The sequence below is a fragment of the Vreelandella maris genome, assembly GCF_013371085.1.
GTDB lineage: Bacteria > Pseudomonadota > Gammaproteobacteria > Pseudomonadales > Halomonadaceae > Vreelandella > Vreelandella maris.
On sequence record NZ_JABWCV010000036.1, the window covers coordinates 1 to 13,560 of the forward strand.

Genomic DNA, 13,560 nt, shown 5'->3' on the forward strand with positions numbered 1-13,560 from the left:
CATCTGTGAGCATCAGTCGGGGCATGGCAAGCTCGCAGTTTGTTGGTGTCGGAACCTGTATTCTGTGAGTTTGCCCCTATCCTGCCAATGCTATCCCTCAAAACGTCAACAGGCCCTAGTCGTTTGGCTCAAAAACAGGAAAGTTTTACCTTTTTCTAAGTTAACATAGGCTGGTGCGGGTGTGATTGAGGTTACAGCGGGTTACCATAGACCTCAATTTATTACCTTAGAGGCATCCTACTAATAGTGTGCTTATAAAGTGTGTGGAGCATTTGTGAGCGAATGACTACATTAGTAATAGGCGATGCAAGGTATGTAGATTTGTACCTAACAGGGACTGAGCGTTTTGAGCGCTTATATGTTGTACAATAATGAAACACAAGATTGGTAATGGTGTTATGTCAATACAACCCAGTGCTTTACAAACCAGTACGTTGCAAACTGATAAATTACAAACGAATGCCTTGCAAAGGGCTGACCATGCGTTGAAAGCGGATGATTTATTGCCTGAGAGCCTGCATCAGTTTCTGGGCTGTGCAACCCCTGGCGCATGGCTGCAGTGGGCGCTCGAAAATCCTGAGACGCTATTAATTGACCACGCGCAATGCGAAAAAAAAGCCGCTTCTACGGCAATGAGTCTTCTTTATCGCTATGTTGATCAACCGCTGTTGCTCAGCAAAATGTCGCAATTAGCCCGTGAAGAGCTGCTCCATTTCGAGCAGGTAGTCGCACTCATGGAAGCACGCGGCGTTGCTTACCAGCATTTAAAAGCATCACGTTACGCTGAAGGGCTTAGGCGACACTTGCGCAGTAATGATCCCGAACGGCTAATTGATATTTTAATCATCGGTGCACTTATTGAAGCACGTAGCTGTGAACGGTTCGCTTGTTTGATTCCTTATTTAGACGAAGAGCTTGCCAAGTTTTATCGCACGCTTGTGAAGTCAGAAGGCCGTCATTTTGAAGACTATTTGTTGCTGGCTCGCCAGCAAACAGCAAGCTCTATTGACGAGCGGATCGCTTTTTTTGTGGCGCGTGAAGCGGAGCTGATTACTTCGCCCGATACGGCTTTTCGTTTTCATAGCGGTGTGCCAGCTTAAGCCGCTTAGCCCGGCAGGATGTTTATCATGCGCGATGCTCGTGAGACAGAACAGTTAACCCTATTCGGCCACTTTTCGCTTACCCAGGGCGAAGATGTATTGACCCACTTTAGTTACGACAAAGTGAAAGCGCTGCTTGTTTATCTTTTGCTGCACCGCCAGCCGGTCAATCGGGCTGCTCTGGCAGAGCTGTTGTGGCCCGACCAAGGGCTGTCTTCAGGCAGAACCAACCTGCGCCATGCGCTGCACTGTTTGCGCCAATCGTTAGGTGAGAGCGCCGAACAAGTATTAAGCGTCTCCCGGCAAACAATTGCTTTTCAACTTCCTAATAACTGGCAGGTAGACCTCCATACGCTGCAGCAGCTCTTAGAAGGGCCCCGTGATTTAAATACCCTTGAAGCGCTGATGTCTTGTTACCAAGGCGACTTGATTGAAGAGCTGCAATTGGCCAACTGTAGCGAATTTCAGCGCTGGTTAGTCCAAGTTCGTAATGAGTGGCGTCAGCGTGTCATTCGGTTTGCTGAGCAGGTGCTTGAAGCTCACGCCGATGTACCTGATTCAATTTTGGAAGCGTTGGTCAGCCGCTTTTCAGGCTACGGCCCCTTTCATGAGCGCTTGGTTCGTCAGCTCGCCGAACAGAACCAAATGGCTGCTGCCCATGAGCAATACAACAGCTATTTACAGTTGTTAGCGCTGTCGGGTCAGCAGCCTGAGCCAAGCTTTCTGCAGTTAGCCAGCTACTGGTCAGATGGCCACCACGACCCGCGAATGATGAGCCCTCAAGGTGCCTTTTCGCGCGCGCTGGCAGCAGATAGTAAGCCGCTCCGTGAAGATGAAATCGAACTGCGTCAGCTCTCCGTGATGGCTATACGCTTGCATCTAAAAGGGGAGTGGCAAGATCGCGCGGCGACACGCCACTGCCTTACGCTGCAGTTGGAATTACTACGCTGGTTAGAGCAGCAGTGCCATCACTTAGGCGGCTTTTGGCTACCAGGCGCTACGGGCGGCTTAGGCTTGGCCTGTTTCGGTACTCATGGCCCCGCGCATCAGCTGGCGGAACTAGTAGCGCTTTATGAGCATTGCCGTCAGGCCCTGCCCCAAGAGAGCGGGCGCCATTGGGCTGGTGAGGGTGATATACCGCACTTTGAGTTGGCCGCTGGCTTGCACAGCGGTCGTGTGGTGTACCTACCCGAGCGTCAGTTAGCGGACCCGTTAGGGCAAGTCACGCAAATGTCTTTGGAGCTAATGAGCGCAGCAGAAGGTAGTGAGCTGGTCATTTCACAAGAAGCCAGTCAGCATATGCCACCCGCGCTTGACCTTCAGCCACGCCTGGTATCGCGTTTGATCGCCAGTGATGGCCGTGTACGTTTGCGTGCGCTGGTGTTGGGCCAAAACGAAGGCGGCCGCGATGCACTTCCCCCCAGCTTGGTGGGTCGCGAAACATCGCTGCGTACCCTGCGCGATGCGCTGGCGCGGGCAGGTATTGGCTTGCGCCAAAGTGTATTGGTGCGTGGTGCCTCGGGGATGGGAAAGTCGGCGTTAATGGTCGGTTTTCGCCAATTAGAGCTTAGTCGTGATGCGGCGATATGCTGGCAGCCCACTACGCGTCTTTCGGTGCTAGACCCTTATGGGGTGGCCCGCACGTTGGTTGGCTGGTATCTCAAGCAAGCGCTTACTGTTGAAGCCATTCACGAACTACAGACAACGCTAGGGTTTGATCAGCTTGCGGCTGACCGACAGCATCTGCTGGAGCAGGCGCTTGGAGTGCATGAAGTACAGGAGATTACCCAGCTTGCCCAAAGTGGCGAAGCCGTTGAGCTGGTCGTGATGCTTTTGCACCGCTTAATTGAGCGGCAAGCAACGACGCACACGCTGGTGTTAATGATTGATGATTTACAGTGGCTGGATGAACCCTCTTTTAAAGTATTGGCAGGGCTGCAGGCAAGATTACCTATCAACACCGCTTTTATGTTGGTAGCTAGTCATCATGGGCGTGAAGCGTTGCCGGTGAAACTGCATTGGGATCAGCAAATCAGCTTAGGTAATCTGGATGCGTTGCAGTCCTCGCGGCTTTTATCACAACTTTCCCGCCGTTACCGCATCCATCTGAGTCCGCGGTTGCGTAATCAAATTATTGAGCGCTGCGATGGTGTGCCTCTGTATATGCAGGAGATTTGCCGTCGTTTGGATATGGATCGCCGAGAAGGGCGCAGTGTCCAGTTTGAAGAACTGCCCAAGGGGTTATTAGGGCTTTTAGCAAGTCGTATTGATCAACTTGAGGGCGACCGTGAAATTGCCCACGTAGCAGCGGTACTGGGTAAGCGCTTCCGGTTGGATTTTCTACTTGAGTGCAGTGGCTGGGAAAAAGGTCGGCTTAACCAAGCGCTTGAGCATATGCGAGTGCTGGAAATCGTTGAGCCGGTTGATAAAGAGAGTGGCGACCACGAGTTCCAGTTTAGTCACCAGTTGCTGCAGGAAGCCGCTTATCTCTCTTGCCCGAGAGATGTGCGGGTCAAACTGCATCAGCAGGTAGTTACCTTAATAGAAGAGCGTTTTCCAGTATGGATCAGTCGTCATCCCGGTGATTTCGCGACCCACCTACGTCGTAGTGGGCACTATGCCCGTGGCGCGCGTTACTTTGAGCTGGCCGCTCGCGAAGCGCTCAAGGTCAGTGCCAACCGAACCGCACTGCGCATGGCGGATTTTGGCTTAGCGAGCCTTCGCCATGTTGAGCACGAGATAGAGCGTGAAGTGAGCCTGCTCACCGTTCGCGGTCAGGCGGCCTTTTCGTTAGAGGGGCACGGTTCACCGACCGCCCACGAAAGCTTTGTGCGTGCACGAGAGCTACTGCGTGAATCGGGCAGCGATAGCCTCGAAGACCCGGAAGATCTTGAACAGATATTCCTGGTCAAATGGGGGCTCTGGGTCGGTCGTAGCCAGCGCTATGCCCATGCGGATGCGTTTGCTTTGGCTTCAACTCTGGCCGATATCGCGTCCCGTCTCGAAGACCCGCGTTATCGCCGTTTAGCCGATTATGCCCGGGCTAATTGCGAGTATTGGGCTGGGCGCATTCAGCAGGCGCACGATCACTTGGACGAAATTGATCCGCTGAATGCGCAGATGATGATTGAGTGGCTGCCATTTTCTGATCACCCGCAAGTCTCTGCTGCCTGCTTTCAAGGGTGGGCGCTCTGTTTGCGTGGCGATTATCAGCGCGCTGAACGTCAAGTCTCGTCGGCGATTCGCCTGGCGGAGAAGATTGCACACCCTGGCACCTTGGCGATGGCGCTATTATTTGCCGCGGCGCTTTATCGTCAATTGGGACACGTTCATCTGGCTGCCCGGCACGCCGAACGGGCGGCCGCTATGACCGGCACGCCGGATTTGCAGCTATGGCAAATTTCCGCACAAATTATTCTCGGCTGGCAGCGGGCGCTGTCAGGGGATACGGCGGGGCTTACCCAACTGCGTGACAGTCTAGACCAGATGGCAGAACTGAAAGGGCGTAACCGCTATCAGCGGCCAGTGCTTTGGTATTCGGACGCGTGTATTGAACTGGGCGAGCTAAACGCTGCAGAGGATTACCTGGATCAGTGCTTAGTGATCGCCCGTGAAAGGACAACGCTATTCCTGCCGGAATTAGCCACCCAGCTTGCCAAGGTGCGTGATCTGCTTGGGCATCCCGCCAATGAAGTGAAAGCATTAGCTGAGATGGCGATTAACCAAGCTCGCGAGCATGGCAACCGCCATCAGGAACTGGCGGCCCTTGAGCTATGGCTGACGCGCATTGAGCCTAATGACCAGCAGGCCAAAGAGAGCTTCAGGCGCTTGTTGAGCGAAGTCAGCCACAGTGATGCCCCGGTGCTGACACGCTGGATCAGCTTGCTGGATCGCCGTTTGCCGCACCCCGTGAGTATTGAAAGCTAGCCCTAAGGGAGTTGGCTTTGGCAGAAAGAGTGCGCTTTCTAACGTGTGTCTTCTTCTAGCCAGGTCAGTGTGGCGAGCGCCTCTTCTCGGTGCTCGCCACACACGCTGGCATCAAAGTTAAAACGTTCGCAAACCTTGGGGCGGCTCGGGTCACCAAATAGTCGACACAGGTTGTGTTCATCTAGCTGAACGCAGCGAACCCCTGCCGGCTTGCCTTCTGACATGCCGGGGATGGCAGAACTAATCGAAGGTGCGATACAGCAGGCGCCACACCCCGCACGACATCCCACGCTCATGGTGTAACGCTAGGTGAAAACATAGCAATCGCGCCCTTGTTGATACCTTCAAACGCCTGAATGCGTGTGTCTTGACCGCTCTGTGTGGCAACTTCCTGTGCCAGCCAAGCTGCAATATTTTCTACCGTGGTTGGGCCGGGCAGCACCGTACACAGCGACTGTGGCAGGGTAATGGAAAAATCCCCCTGGGCGGCTCGATAGCGGCAGGTAAGGGTTTCACTATTGCGAGCCGCGATATCTGCCTCCTCAAGAAGATAGCGATTATCAAGCCATGCCGCCCACTGTTGTTCAAGCAGGGTTTGGCGCGCCTCCTGCTGCCAGATATACAGTCGTGAACGGTGGCCGTGGGCAATGCGTTGGCAATTTCCTGCGTGCCGCTTCAGGCCGTGGCTATAGCCGTACGCGGCGCCGTCGCTGGGTTCGTCGCTAAGTGTCAGGGAAACCCGATCAACATTTTCGGGACGCTGCTCGGTCAGTTGGTGACTTAAATGTTCGGCGACCGTTTCAAGCGTAATGGCTTGCCAGGGAAGCAGGGTGAATGCCTCTTTCGGCCCGCGTACCTCCATCGGGTAGGGCGTCGTGGTGCGAACGCATAATCCTTCAGGGCACTCGGAAACACTGATGCCTAGCGCCTCGGTGGGGACCAGCAGGGTATGGTCTAGACCGCTGTCCAGGGTGCGCTTGATCCACGGCTTCACTTCACCAAAATCGAAAAGCATGCCGTCTTCACCCAGCTCGCCTTCCAGCACCGCGTCTACCTGCCAGCTACAGCCGACCAAGCCGCGCTTGGCGCACCAAAGCGAGACGTCGATATGGGTCAGTTGTTGAACGAATAAAGCCATTAATCAAAACCTGCTAATTTGTGCATTTGCAGCGAAAGACGCCACTGTGGATTAGCCATACAGTAAGCGGTCGTCTCAGCAACGGTTGTCTTGTCCTGGTTTAGGGGAGCAAGGTCCATCGGCTGTAAAAAAAAGTGATCAAAATCCAAGCTTGAAAATTGCTCCGGGGGAGCATCAGCCTGGGGGTAAACGAGTTTTAATTCGTCGCCATGGGTAACGGCCAAGGGGTTATTGCCTTTAGGGCTTACGCACAGCCAATCAATGCCAGGGGGCGGCGCTAGCGTGCCGTTGGTTTCGACGGCCACCTCAAACCCATTGCTGTGCAGCGTGGCAATCAACGCCGCGTCAAGCTGCAGCAATGGCTCACCACCGGTAAACACCACATAGGGTGTTGCCTTAGGCTTTTCACTACCGGTTGGGGCAGGCCAAAGTGCTGCAATGTGCTGGGCAAGGGCCTCGGCAGTGGCAAACTTTCCACCGTTGATACCGTTAGTGCCAATAAAATCGGTATCGCAAAACGTGCACTTAGCCGTTGTACGATCCACTTCGCGGCCCGACCACAGGTTGCAGCCACTAAAACGACAAAAAACGCTTGCTCTTCCGGCCTGGGCGCCTTCCCCCTGCAGGGTATAAAACGCTTCTTTAACTTGGTACATCAGCGTTGTCCTGCGGTGTCTGGGGTATATGCCAATGGGTCTGTCACCCCGTTAGCGGCAAAGGCGGCTAGTCGTTCGCGGCAGCTACCGCAAACGCCGCAGGCTAGTTCTCGGCCTTCGTAACAGGTCCAGGTGTGGCGGTAGTCCAAGCCCATGGCCAAGCCCTCACGCAGGATCTCTGCCTTGCTTGAGGAGAGGTATGGCGCGTGGAGCGTGACGGGCTCGAAGTTGGCAATACCTGCGACGTGGTTCATGGCCTCAACGAAATCGGGGCGGCAGTCCGGGTACAATATGTGATCGCCGCCATGGGCGCCGTAATCGACTCGCTCTGCGCCAATATTGACCGCTTTGGCAATCGCCAAAGAGAGTAAAATCATATTGCGATTAGGTACTACCGTAGCGCGTAAATTGTCCGCGGCGTAGTCGCCGTGGGGCATCGCTTGGTCTGGGTTGGTCAGCGCTGAATTATCAATCAGACCGTGGATGGCGCGAATATCGACCACCTGGTGGGGCACGCCAAGCGTGGCGCAGACCTGACGAGCAGTGTCGAGTTCACGAGCATGCCGCTGGCCATAGTCAAACGAGAGCGCGTGGACGGTAAGCCCCTCGCGCAGCGCGCGGTGAAGCACGGTAAAAGAGTCCATTCCACCGGAATAGATAACGACAGTCGTGGCGCTGTCAGCGGCCACAGGGGATATTGATGACATGAGAAAACACTCGTTGTCGGAGAATTTATTGATCGCGAGCAGCAATTTGCTGGCGCGGCGTTCCGGGGTCCGGTCCGGAAGGGCGGCAGTTTACGCAATAGCGGCTAATCTGACCAGTTCTAGCGCTTATTGGGGTAATTGCGGCATGGGCGGGCAGCATTAATATCAACATGCTACGCTAACCATCCACGTTGTTAGAGGGCAACCAATGGCTACCATTGAACACAGTGAAATTGTTAACGCTCCCCCCGAAAAGGTGTTTGAGTTACTGCGTCGCGTCGAGGATTTTGCTGATTACTCGGATCTAATCCGCTCCATCGACACATTGGGAGAGAACCGCTATCGATGGCACGTGCGCGCTGTCGGTATGGATTGGGCGTTTGATGTCATGGTCACCGAAGTTCAACCGCCCCATGTGCTTGCCTGGGAGTCGTTGGATGGGGTTAAAAACCAGGGGCGATACCGTCTTCGCGAAGTGCCGGAAGGGACGGAAGTGGCGCTGACGCTAAGCTATGAAATTCGCAATCGCCTAATGGAAAAGGCCGTTAACAAAGCGGCCAAGCCGCTGGTGGGAAAAGTCAGCCGGCAAATTCTTGACCGCGTTGAAGCGCGTTTAAACGGTTAGGGCGCTGCTTTTTAACGGCGCACCCAACGAGTGGTTGCCGAGGTTAGTGAGGCTTGTGCATTGAAGCGTCCAGATGATCCACGACTTCGGCCCAATCGGCATCTTCATCCACCGCTTCTTTTAGAAACGCCGCTTGGCCCTCGTTCCAACAGGGGGCCTCTGCCAACGGCATTGACTCGGGGAGCGGGGCATTGCGCTTAATAAAGCGCTCGATGGAATCAGCATCAGACGCAAGGCCCAGCTGCTCAAACAGTTCACTGAAATGATGTACTGGCTTTTCCATAATTTATTGTTCCTTCAAACTGTTAGGTTATCCTTCTACACCATAGACCGAATCTCAAGGTATGCCAGCGCTGCGCAAATTCCGCTACGTTATCGTTCGCCGATCAGTGGTGTTAAAAAGCGCTGGCGCTGATCTTCTAATGAGATCGGCTGGGCCAGTAAGTGGGCCAGTTTGGTGAATGCTGCTTCCGGTGTCATGTCGTCGCCCGCCAGAATGCCTGCATCGCTCAGGCCGTGACCAGCAGCGTAAGCGCCCAGTTGGATGCCCCCTTGCGGGCACTGGCTAATGGCGGCCAGTAGCTTGCCCTCTCCACTGGCCTTGGCCAGCACGTCCAGCAAGTGTGGGTCGTCGGGCAGGTTCCCGGCGCCCCAGAGCTGGAGTAACGCGCCTTTAACGCGCGAATCACCTAGCCACGTCTCAAGCTGCCAGGCTGTGATGCCAGGCCAGAGCATGATACGAACCACTTCCCCTTGATTAATCAAACGGTAGTCGGGCAGTTCAAAGCGTGGTGCGCCCCGTTGTTGCAGGGCCAGCCCACGACTGGGGTAATAAACGAAATCGTCGCCCACCCGTTCGCCGAGCAAGGGGTAGTTGGGGCTTGCAAAGGCATTGAGCGCTTCGCTGTGCTGTTTTATGGCGCGGACACCGCGAAGCAACTGCCCGGCAAAGTAAATAGCTACTTCTTGTAGCTCGCGCTTGGCGGCGAACTGCAGTGCGCCGTGCAGATTATCTAGTGCGTCACTGCCGGGAGCTTCCAGCGGGCGCATGGCGCCCGTCACGATCACCGGGCGATCTAAACCTTGTAGCTGATAGGCAAGGCTAGCAGCAGTCCAACTGAGGGTGTCGGTGCCGTGAATGATTACAAAGCCTGCGTAGACCGTTAATTGGCTGCTAACATCGCGTGCAAGCTGCTGCCAAGTAAGCGGCGTAGCGGCGCTTGAGTCAATTAAGGTCGAATAGCTAACGACGTCATAGGCTGGAAGGGACTGCTGGTGAGCAAGCGGAAGCTGAGCAAGGGCCTTGGTCATTCGAGTGGCAAAGTCGCCACCGGGAGCAAGCCCATTGGCATGCTGTTGCATGCCAATCGTGCCCCCAGTGTAAATGACCAAGATGCGCTCTTGAGAAGCAATGCTGCTAGCTAGTGGGGAGTAAGGGGGCATAGCCATCTCCTGGGCCTTTTACGATACGTCGGAATCAATAAGAGCGTGTAATGCGCTCTACCAAAAGTCCACCACTCTGGTCATCTAGACGCTGATTACGTCCAGCCAGCAATGCAAAGCCACAGCATACGGTAAGCAGCGTGATCAATAGCCAGGCGATATGCGAGATGTTAGCGCCCGATTGAAGCATCACCCCGACGCCGAAAGGTCCTAGCGCTGCCAATGTATAACCACCGCCTTGAACCAGGCCAGAAAGCTGCCCTGCAAGACGTGAGTTGGCTGTACGTAACACTAACAAACTGAGCGCTAAGCTAAAGCTGCCACCTTGACCGATGCCAAGGAGGGCCGCGCCGGGCCATTTCCATATTAATGGTGCGATAAGCAGCATCCACAGCCCCGCGGCCGTACTGAATAGCACCAGTAATAAAGCGGGACGTTGGTCCCGCCCCAGACGTGCTAGCCAAGGTGCGCCTAGCGCGGAGGCTAGTTGACACATAATCGAAACCGCCATGGTCCAGCCTGCATCGGCTTCGTTATAGCCGCGAGCTACTAATAATGTGGGCAACCAGCCAAAGACGATATAAGCCATGGAAGACTGAATACCCATAAACAGCATAACGTGCCAGGTAAGCGGCTGCTTAAGCAGTCGTAAAAGGCCGCTTTTAGGCAGATTGGGCGTGTTCGATTGCAGTGAGCGTGGCATTTGAAAGTGCCATAAAACAAGCGCAAACAGTGCCAGTAGTGCCCAGCTCATTAAGCTTGCCTGCCAACTGCCGAGCAGCTGTGTTAGCGGTACGCTAAATCCGGCCCCTAAAGCGCCACCCAAGCAGAGTGCCATGGTATATAAGCCGGTGAGCAGGTCGGCACTCTGGGGCAGTTCGCGTTTTACCAAAGCGGGTAGTAGGGTGCCGCCAATGCCTATTGCGCCCCCCGCCATTGCAGAACCGACGAATAACACGCCGGGAAGCGGTAAGCCACGCAAAATAAGACCTGCTGCGAGAAGAATCAGCGCCGCACTCAGTGCGCGTTCACTGCCTATGCGTTTGGCAAGTGCTGGGGCTAGCGGTGCGGAGAGGCCTAAAAAGAGCACGGGAAGCGTGGTCAGTAGTCCAGCGGCAGTGGCTGAGAGACCCGCACTCTCTTGTAAGCGCGTCAGCAAAGGGGCAACTGAGGACATGGCAGGGCGTAAATTTAGCCCTACCACGACCATCAGCAGAATAAAGGTCATTGAACGACGGGATGCCATATCGATGCTTATTTCACGCCAACGTTTATTTAAGGTGAGGGCGCAAGTCTCCGCGAACAGCATCGAGTAGCGTGATGAAATGATAATCCTGTGAGGAGTCCAGGCTATCTACTCTAACGTTAGTGCGCATGCCTTTATCCATTAGCAGCTGGTCAAATATTTCTAACGTGAGCTTGCGTGCAGGCTTATCGCCTGGGGCCATAATGCCGTCTTCCAGGGTAAACGTTTCCAGCAGGGTGACACGCACACGGGTACTGTTACCTTCACTCAGTACGCGGCGCACAAACAGCCACCCTTCGCAGGGCAGTGCATGGTTATCATCGCGTTGGCGTAAAAAGATCGTGCGGTAACAAGCGCCTTCAACAGATGCCTTTTCAGCCATGCTGCGGTAAGCCTGAGACACTTGATTCGCTGAGGCTCGAGCGTCCTCTAAACGCTGCACAATTCCTTGGTGCTCACGGCTGAGCTGCTCTTGACGTTGAAATGTCAGCCATTGGCGGTAATCGGCCATAAGTTGAGAAGACGCCATAATCACTCCATGAATAAGTGGTTCATGCCTAACGGCTTAAAAATAGCTGTTCAATATAGGAGGGGGAATATGCAAAGGCGACACCTTCGCATATTCCTGCCTACCAAGCTAGCGGCGGGCGCGACGTTTGCGTTCGCCGCTAGTATTTGCACTCTGGCCTTCGGGTTTGCGTTTGGCGCGAGGTTGGCGTTGATTGCGCCGACCATTCTCGATGGGCTCAGGTTTGATGCTTGGATCAGGTTCAAAGCCGGGTTCTATATGCTTGGGTAACGTCTGTTTAATCAGCCGTTCAATATTTCCCAGCAGCCCGTCTTCGTCGACACACACCAGCGATACAGCTTCGCCATTACTGCCCGCGCGTCCGGTACGCCCAATACGGTGCACGTAATCTTCCGCCACGTTGGGTAGATCAAAGTTGACCACATGGGGCAGCTCGTTGATATCCAGGCCTCGGGCGGCGATATCGGTAGCCACTAATACTTGCAGGTCGCCACTTTTAAACGCTGTTAACGCGCGAGTACGGGCCCCTTGGCTTTTATTGCCGTGGATCGCCATCGAAGGAATATCTTGCTTAGAGAGCTGCTCAGCCAAGCGGTTTGCGCCATGTTTGGTTCGCGTGAACACTAATACTTGAAACCAGCCATTCTGCTGAATTAAGTGGGCCAGTAGTTCGCGTTTTTTCTCGCGGTCTACGCGGTAAATGGCCTGTTCAATTTTCTCCGCGGTGGTATTGCGCGGCGCTACTTCAATCATCGCTGGGTTGTCCAGCAACTGTTGAGCCAGGGTTTGAATCTCATTCGAGAATGTTGCCGAGAACAACAGGTTTTGACGCTTTTTAGGGACTAGGCGCAGGAGTCGTTTGATGTCGTGGATGAAGCCCATATCAAGCATACGGTCAGCTTCATCCAGGACTAAGATCTCAACGGACGAAAGATCTACATGGCCCTGCTGGTGAAGATCAAGAAGGCGCCCTGGTGTGGCGACAAGTACATCTAACCCAGCTTTAAGCGCATCGATTTGAGGCTGTTGACCGACACCGCCAAAGATAATGTGCGAGCGTAATGCTAAATGTTGGCCATAGGTGGTGACGCTTTCGCCTACTTGGGCGGCGAGTTCACGGGTTGGGGTTAATACCAAGGCGCGAACCTGACGTTTGCCCGGTCGCTTGCCTGTGTTTAAGCGTTGCAACATGGGCAGTGTGAAACCGGCGGTTTTGCCTGTGCCGGTTTGGGCGCTGGCTAACATGTCGCGACCTTCTAGCACGACAGGGATAGCTTGTCGCTGTATCGGGGTAGGGACGGTGTAACCTTGCGCTGTGACAGCGCGTAATAAATCGGCGTGCAGGCCAAGTTCAGAAAAGCTCATGCGTTCTCCGCAATCACCTAGTGAGTTAATACCGGTAAGTGGTTGTTGTCACTAGATGTAATGTTCAAAAAGCGAGGTTGATTGACCTTCGCGGCAGCGAAGTGTGCCAGATATCTCAGCATGCCGCGATGGTCGTTGGTTAGCCGTGGATGACCGTGAAAGGAGACGTGAAGATTACAGCGCTAAGAAATGCTGAGACTGATGTGCACGGGCACACCAGAAAACTTACGTATCAGTAATTAGCCAAGCAGTGTAACACGAATATACGATGCCAGCCTGTTTAGCTGTCTCGTGTCAGTGGTGAATGCTGGGCATGAAGAGGGATTAACCTAGCTAATGTCGCAGACGGTAATTGCAGCTGGGCAAGCTCGCCAGGTGCTAACGAAAAAAATTGCTCGGGTGTGTATACACCTAGCTGAAATAGCTGTTGTGCCGTCGCCGGTCCCAGCCCATCAAGGGCGAGTAGTCGGCGTGCAAAAAGAGAAATAAACCGATTTTTTTGTTTGTTATCGAGCTCGGCACTGGCGGTTTGATAGTAATTCCCCGCGTGCAGAGTAATAAATTGCTCAATACGCTCAAGCGCGGCTAGTGTTGACGCGTCGAGTGAGTGAATGGCTAACTGATCGAGTAGGGCGTCGTGACTATGCAGGGCTGTTTCAAGGGTTGCGAGTGGTGCCTCTCCCTCCAGCAGGGATGTCACTGTCTGCATTAACGCATTGACCGCCTCGCGCAGTTGTTCAGCGGGCAATTCAGCAGTGTTGTTCGTTTCATTTATCATAAGAACATCCCTGATAAGGCTGATATTTAGCGTAGTTCAGCAAACC

Annotated in this window: 13 protein-coding genes; 3 read left to right on the forward strand and 10 right to left on the reverse strand. The window is 54.2% G+C overall.

Annotation, left to right across the window (positions count from 1 at the left end; translation table 11 throughout):
- Positions 1–398: 398 nt before the first annotated feature.
- Both HUO07_RS19760 and HUO07_RS19765 read left to right on the forward strand, forming a co-directional pair.
- Positions 399–1,100 (forward strand): MiaE family protein, encoded by a 702-nt coding sequence (locus HUO07_RS19760; RefSeq protein WP_176304939.1) that lies wholly within the window; start codon positions 399–401, stop codon positions 1,098–1,100.
- 27 nt (positions 1,101–1,127) lie between these two features.
- The gene (locus tag HUO07_RS19765) at positions 1,128–5,027 is read left to right on the forward strand and encodes an ATP-binding protein (RefSeq protein WP_176304920.1); all 3,900 of its coding nucleotides are present in this window, start codon (positions 1,128–1,130) and stop codon (positions 5,025–5,027) included.
- A 38-nt stretch (positions 5,028–5,065) separates the two neighbouring features.
- Here HUO07_RS19765 and HUO07_RS19770 read toward each other — a convergent pair whose 3' ends face one another.
- Genes HUO07_RS19770 through queC form a run of 4 tightly spaced genes read right to left on the reverse strand, consistent with a single transcriptional unit; the run spans position 5,066 to position 7,528 of the window.
- Complete coding sequence (locus HUO07_RS19770; RefSeq protein ID WP_176304921.1) at positions 5,066–5,323, reverse strand: YkgJ family cysteine cluster protein; 258 nt, start codon at positions 5,321–5,323, stop codon at positions 5,066–5,068.
- Complete coding sequence (locus tag HUO07_RS19775; protein WP_176304922.1) at positions 5,320–6,165, reverse strand: 6-pyruvoyl trahydropterin synthase family protein; 846 nt, start codon at positions 6,163–6,165, stop codon at positions 5,320–5,322. Before HUO07_RS19775 ends, HUO07_RS19770 begins: the two co-directional genes overlap by 4 nt.
- Complete coding sequence (gene queE, locus HUO07_RS19780) at positions 6,165–6,821, reverse strand: 7-carboxy-7-deazaguanine synthase (RefSeq protein WP_176304923.1); 657 nt, start codon at positions 6,819–6,821, stop codon at positions 6,165–6,167. The genes HUO07_RS19775 and queE overlap by 1 nt, the downstream gene beginning before the upstream one ends.
- Positions 6,821–7,528 (reverse strand): 7-cyano-7-deazaguanine synthase QueC, encoded by a 708-nt coding sequence (gene queC / locus HUO07_RS19785; RefSeq protein ID WP_176304924.1) that lies wholly within the window; start codon positions 7,526–7,528, stop codon positions 6,821–6,823. Before queC ends, queE begins: the two co-directional genes overlap by 1 nt.
- A 208-nt stretch (positions 7,529–7,736) precedes the next feature.
- On the opposite strand from queC, the gene HUO07_RS19790 reads away from it, so the two are divergent.
- Positions 7,737–8,153 carry an SRPBCC family protein gene (locus HUO07_RS19790; RefSeq protein ID WP_101145410.1) on the forward strand — a complete coding sequence of 139 codons (417 nt, stop codon included), beginning with the start codon at positions 7,737–7,739 and terminating at the stop codon, positions 8,151–8,153.
- A 43-nt stretch (positions 8,154–8,196) separates the two neighbouring features.
- Here the strand turns inward: HUO07_RS19790 and HUO07_RS19795 are convergent, their stop codons facing one another.
- The 6 genes from HUO07_RS19795 to HUO07_RS19820 all read right to left on the reverse strand — a co-directional run bounded on the left by HUO07_RS19795 (position 8,197) and on the right by HUO07_RS19820 (position 13,514).
- Entirely contained in the window at positions 8,197–8,436 is a 240-nt protein-coding gene (locus HUO07_RS19795) for a DUF2789 domain-containing protein (protein WP_101145409.1), read from the reverse strand.
- An 89-nt stretch (positions 8,437–8,525) separates the two neighbouring features.
- Positions 8,526–9,596 (reverse strand): asparaginase, encoded by a 1,071-nt coding sequence (locus HUO07_RS19800; protein ID WP_246286889.1) that lies wholly within the window; start codon positions 9,594–9,596, stop codon positions 8,526–8,528.
- Positions 9,597–9,630: 34 nt separating this feature from the next.
- Positions 9,631–10,842 carry an MFS transporter gene (locus HUO07_RS19805; protein WP_176304926.1) on the reverse strand — a complete coding sequence of 404 codons (1,212 nt, stop codon included), beginning with the start codon at positions 10,840–10,842 and terminating at the stop codon, positions 9,631–9,633.
- 25 nt (positions 10,843–10,867) lie between these two features.
- Entirely contained in the window at positions 10,868–11,371 is a 504-nt protein-coding gene (locus tag HUO07_RS19810; protein ID WP_008956259.1) for a hypothetical protein, read from the reverse strand.
- A gap of 108 nt (positions 11,372–11,479) precedes the next feature.
- Positions 11,480–12,736, reverse strand: a complete 1,257-nt coding sequence (locus HUO07_RS19815; protein ID WP_176304927.1) for a DEAD/DEAH box helicase — start codon at positions 12,734–12,736, stop codon at positions 11,480–11,482.
- 280 nt (positions 12,737–13,016) lie between these two features.
- Entirely contained in the window at positions 13,017–13,514 is a 498-nt protein-coding gene (locus tag HUO07_RS19820) for a hypothetical protein (protein WP_176304928.1), read from the reverse strand.
- Between the last annotated feature and the right edge of the window lie 46 nt (positions 13,515–13,560).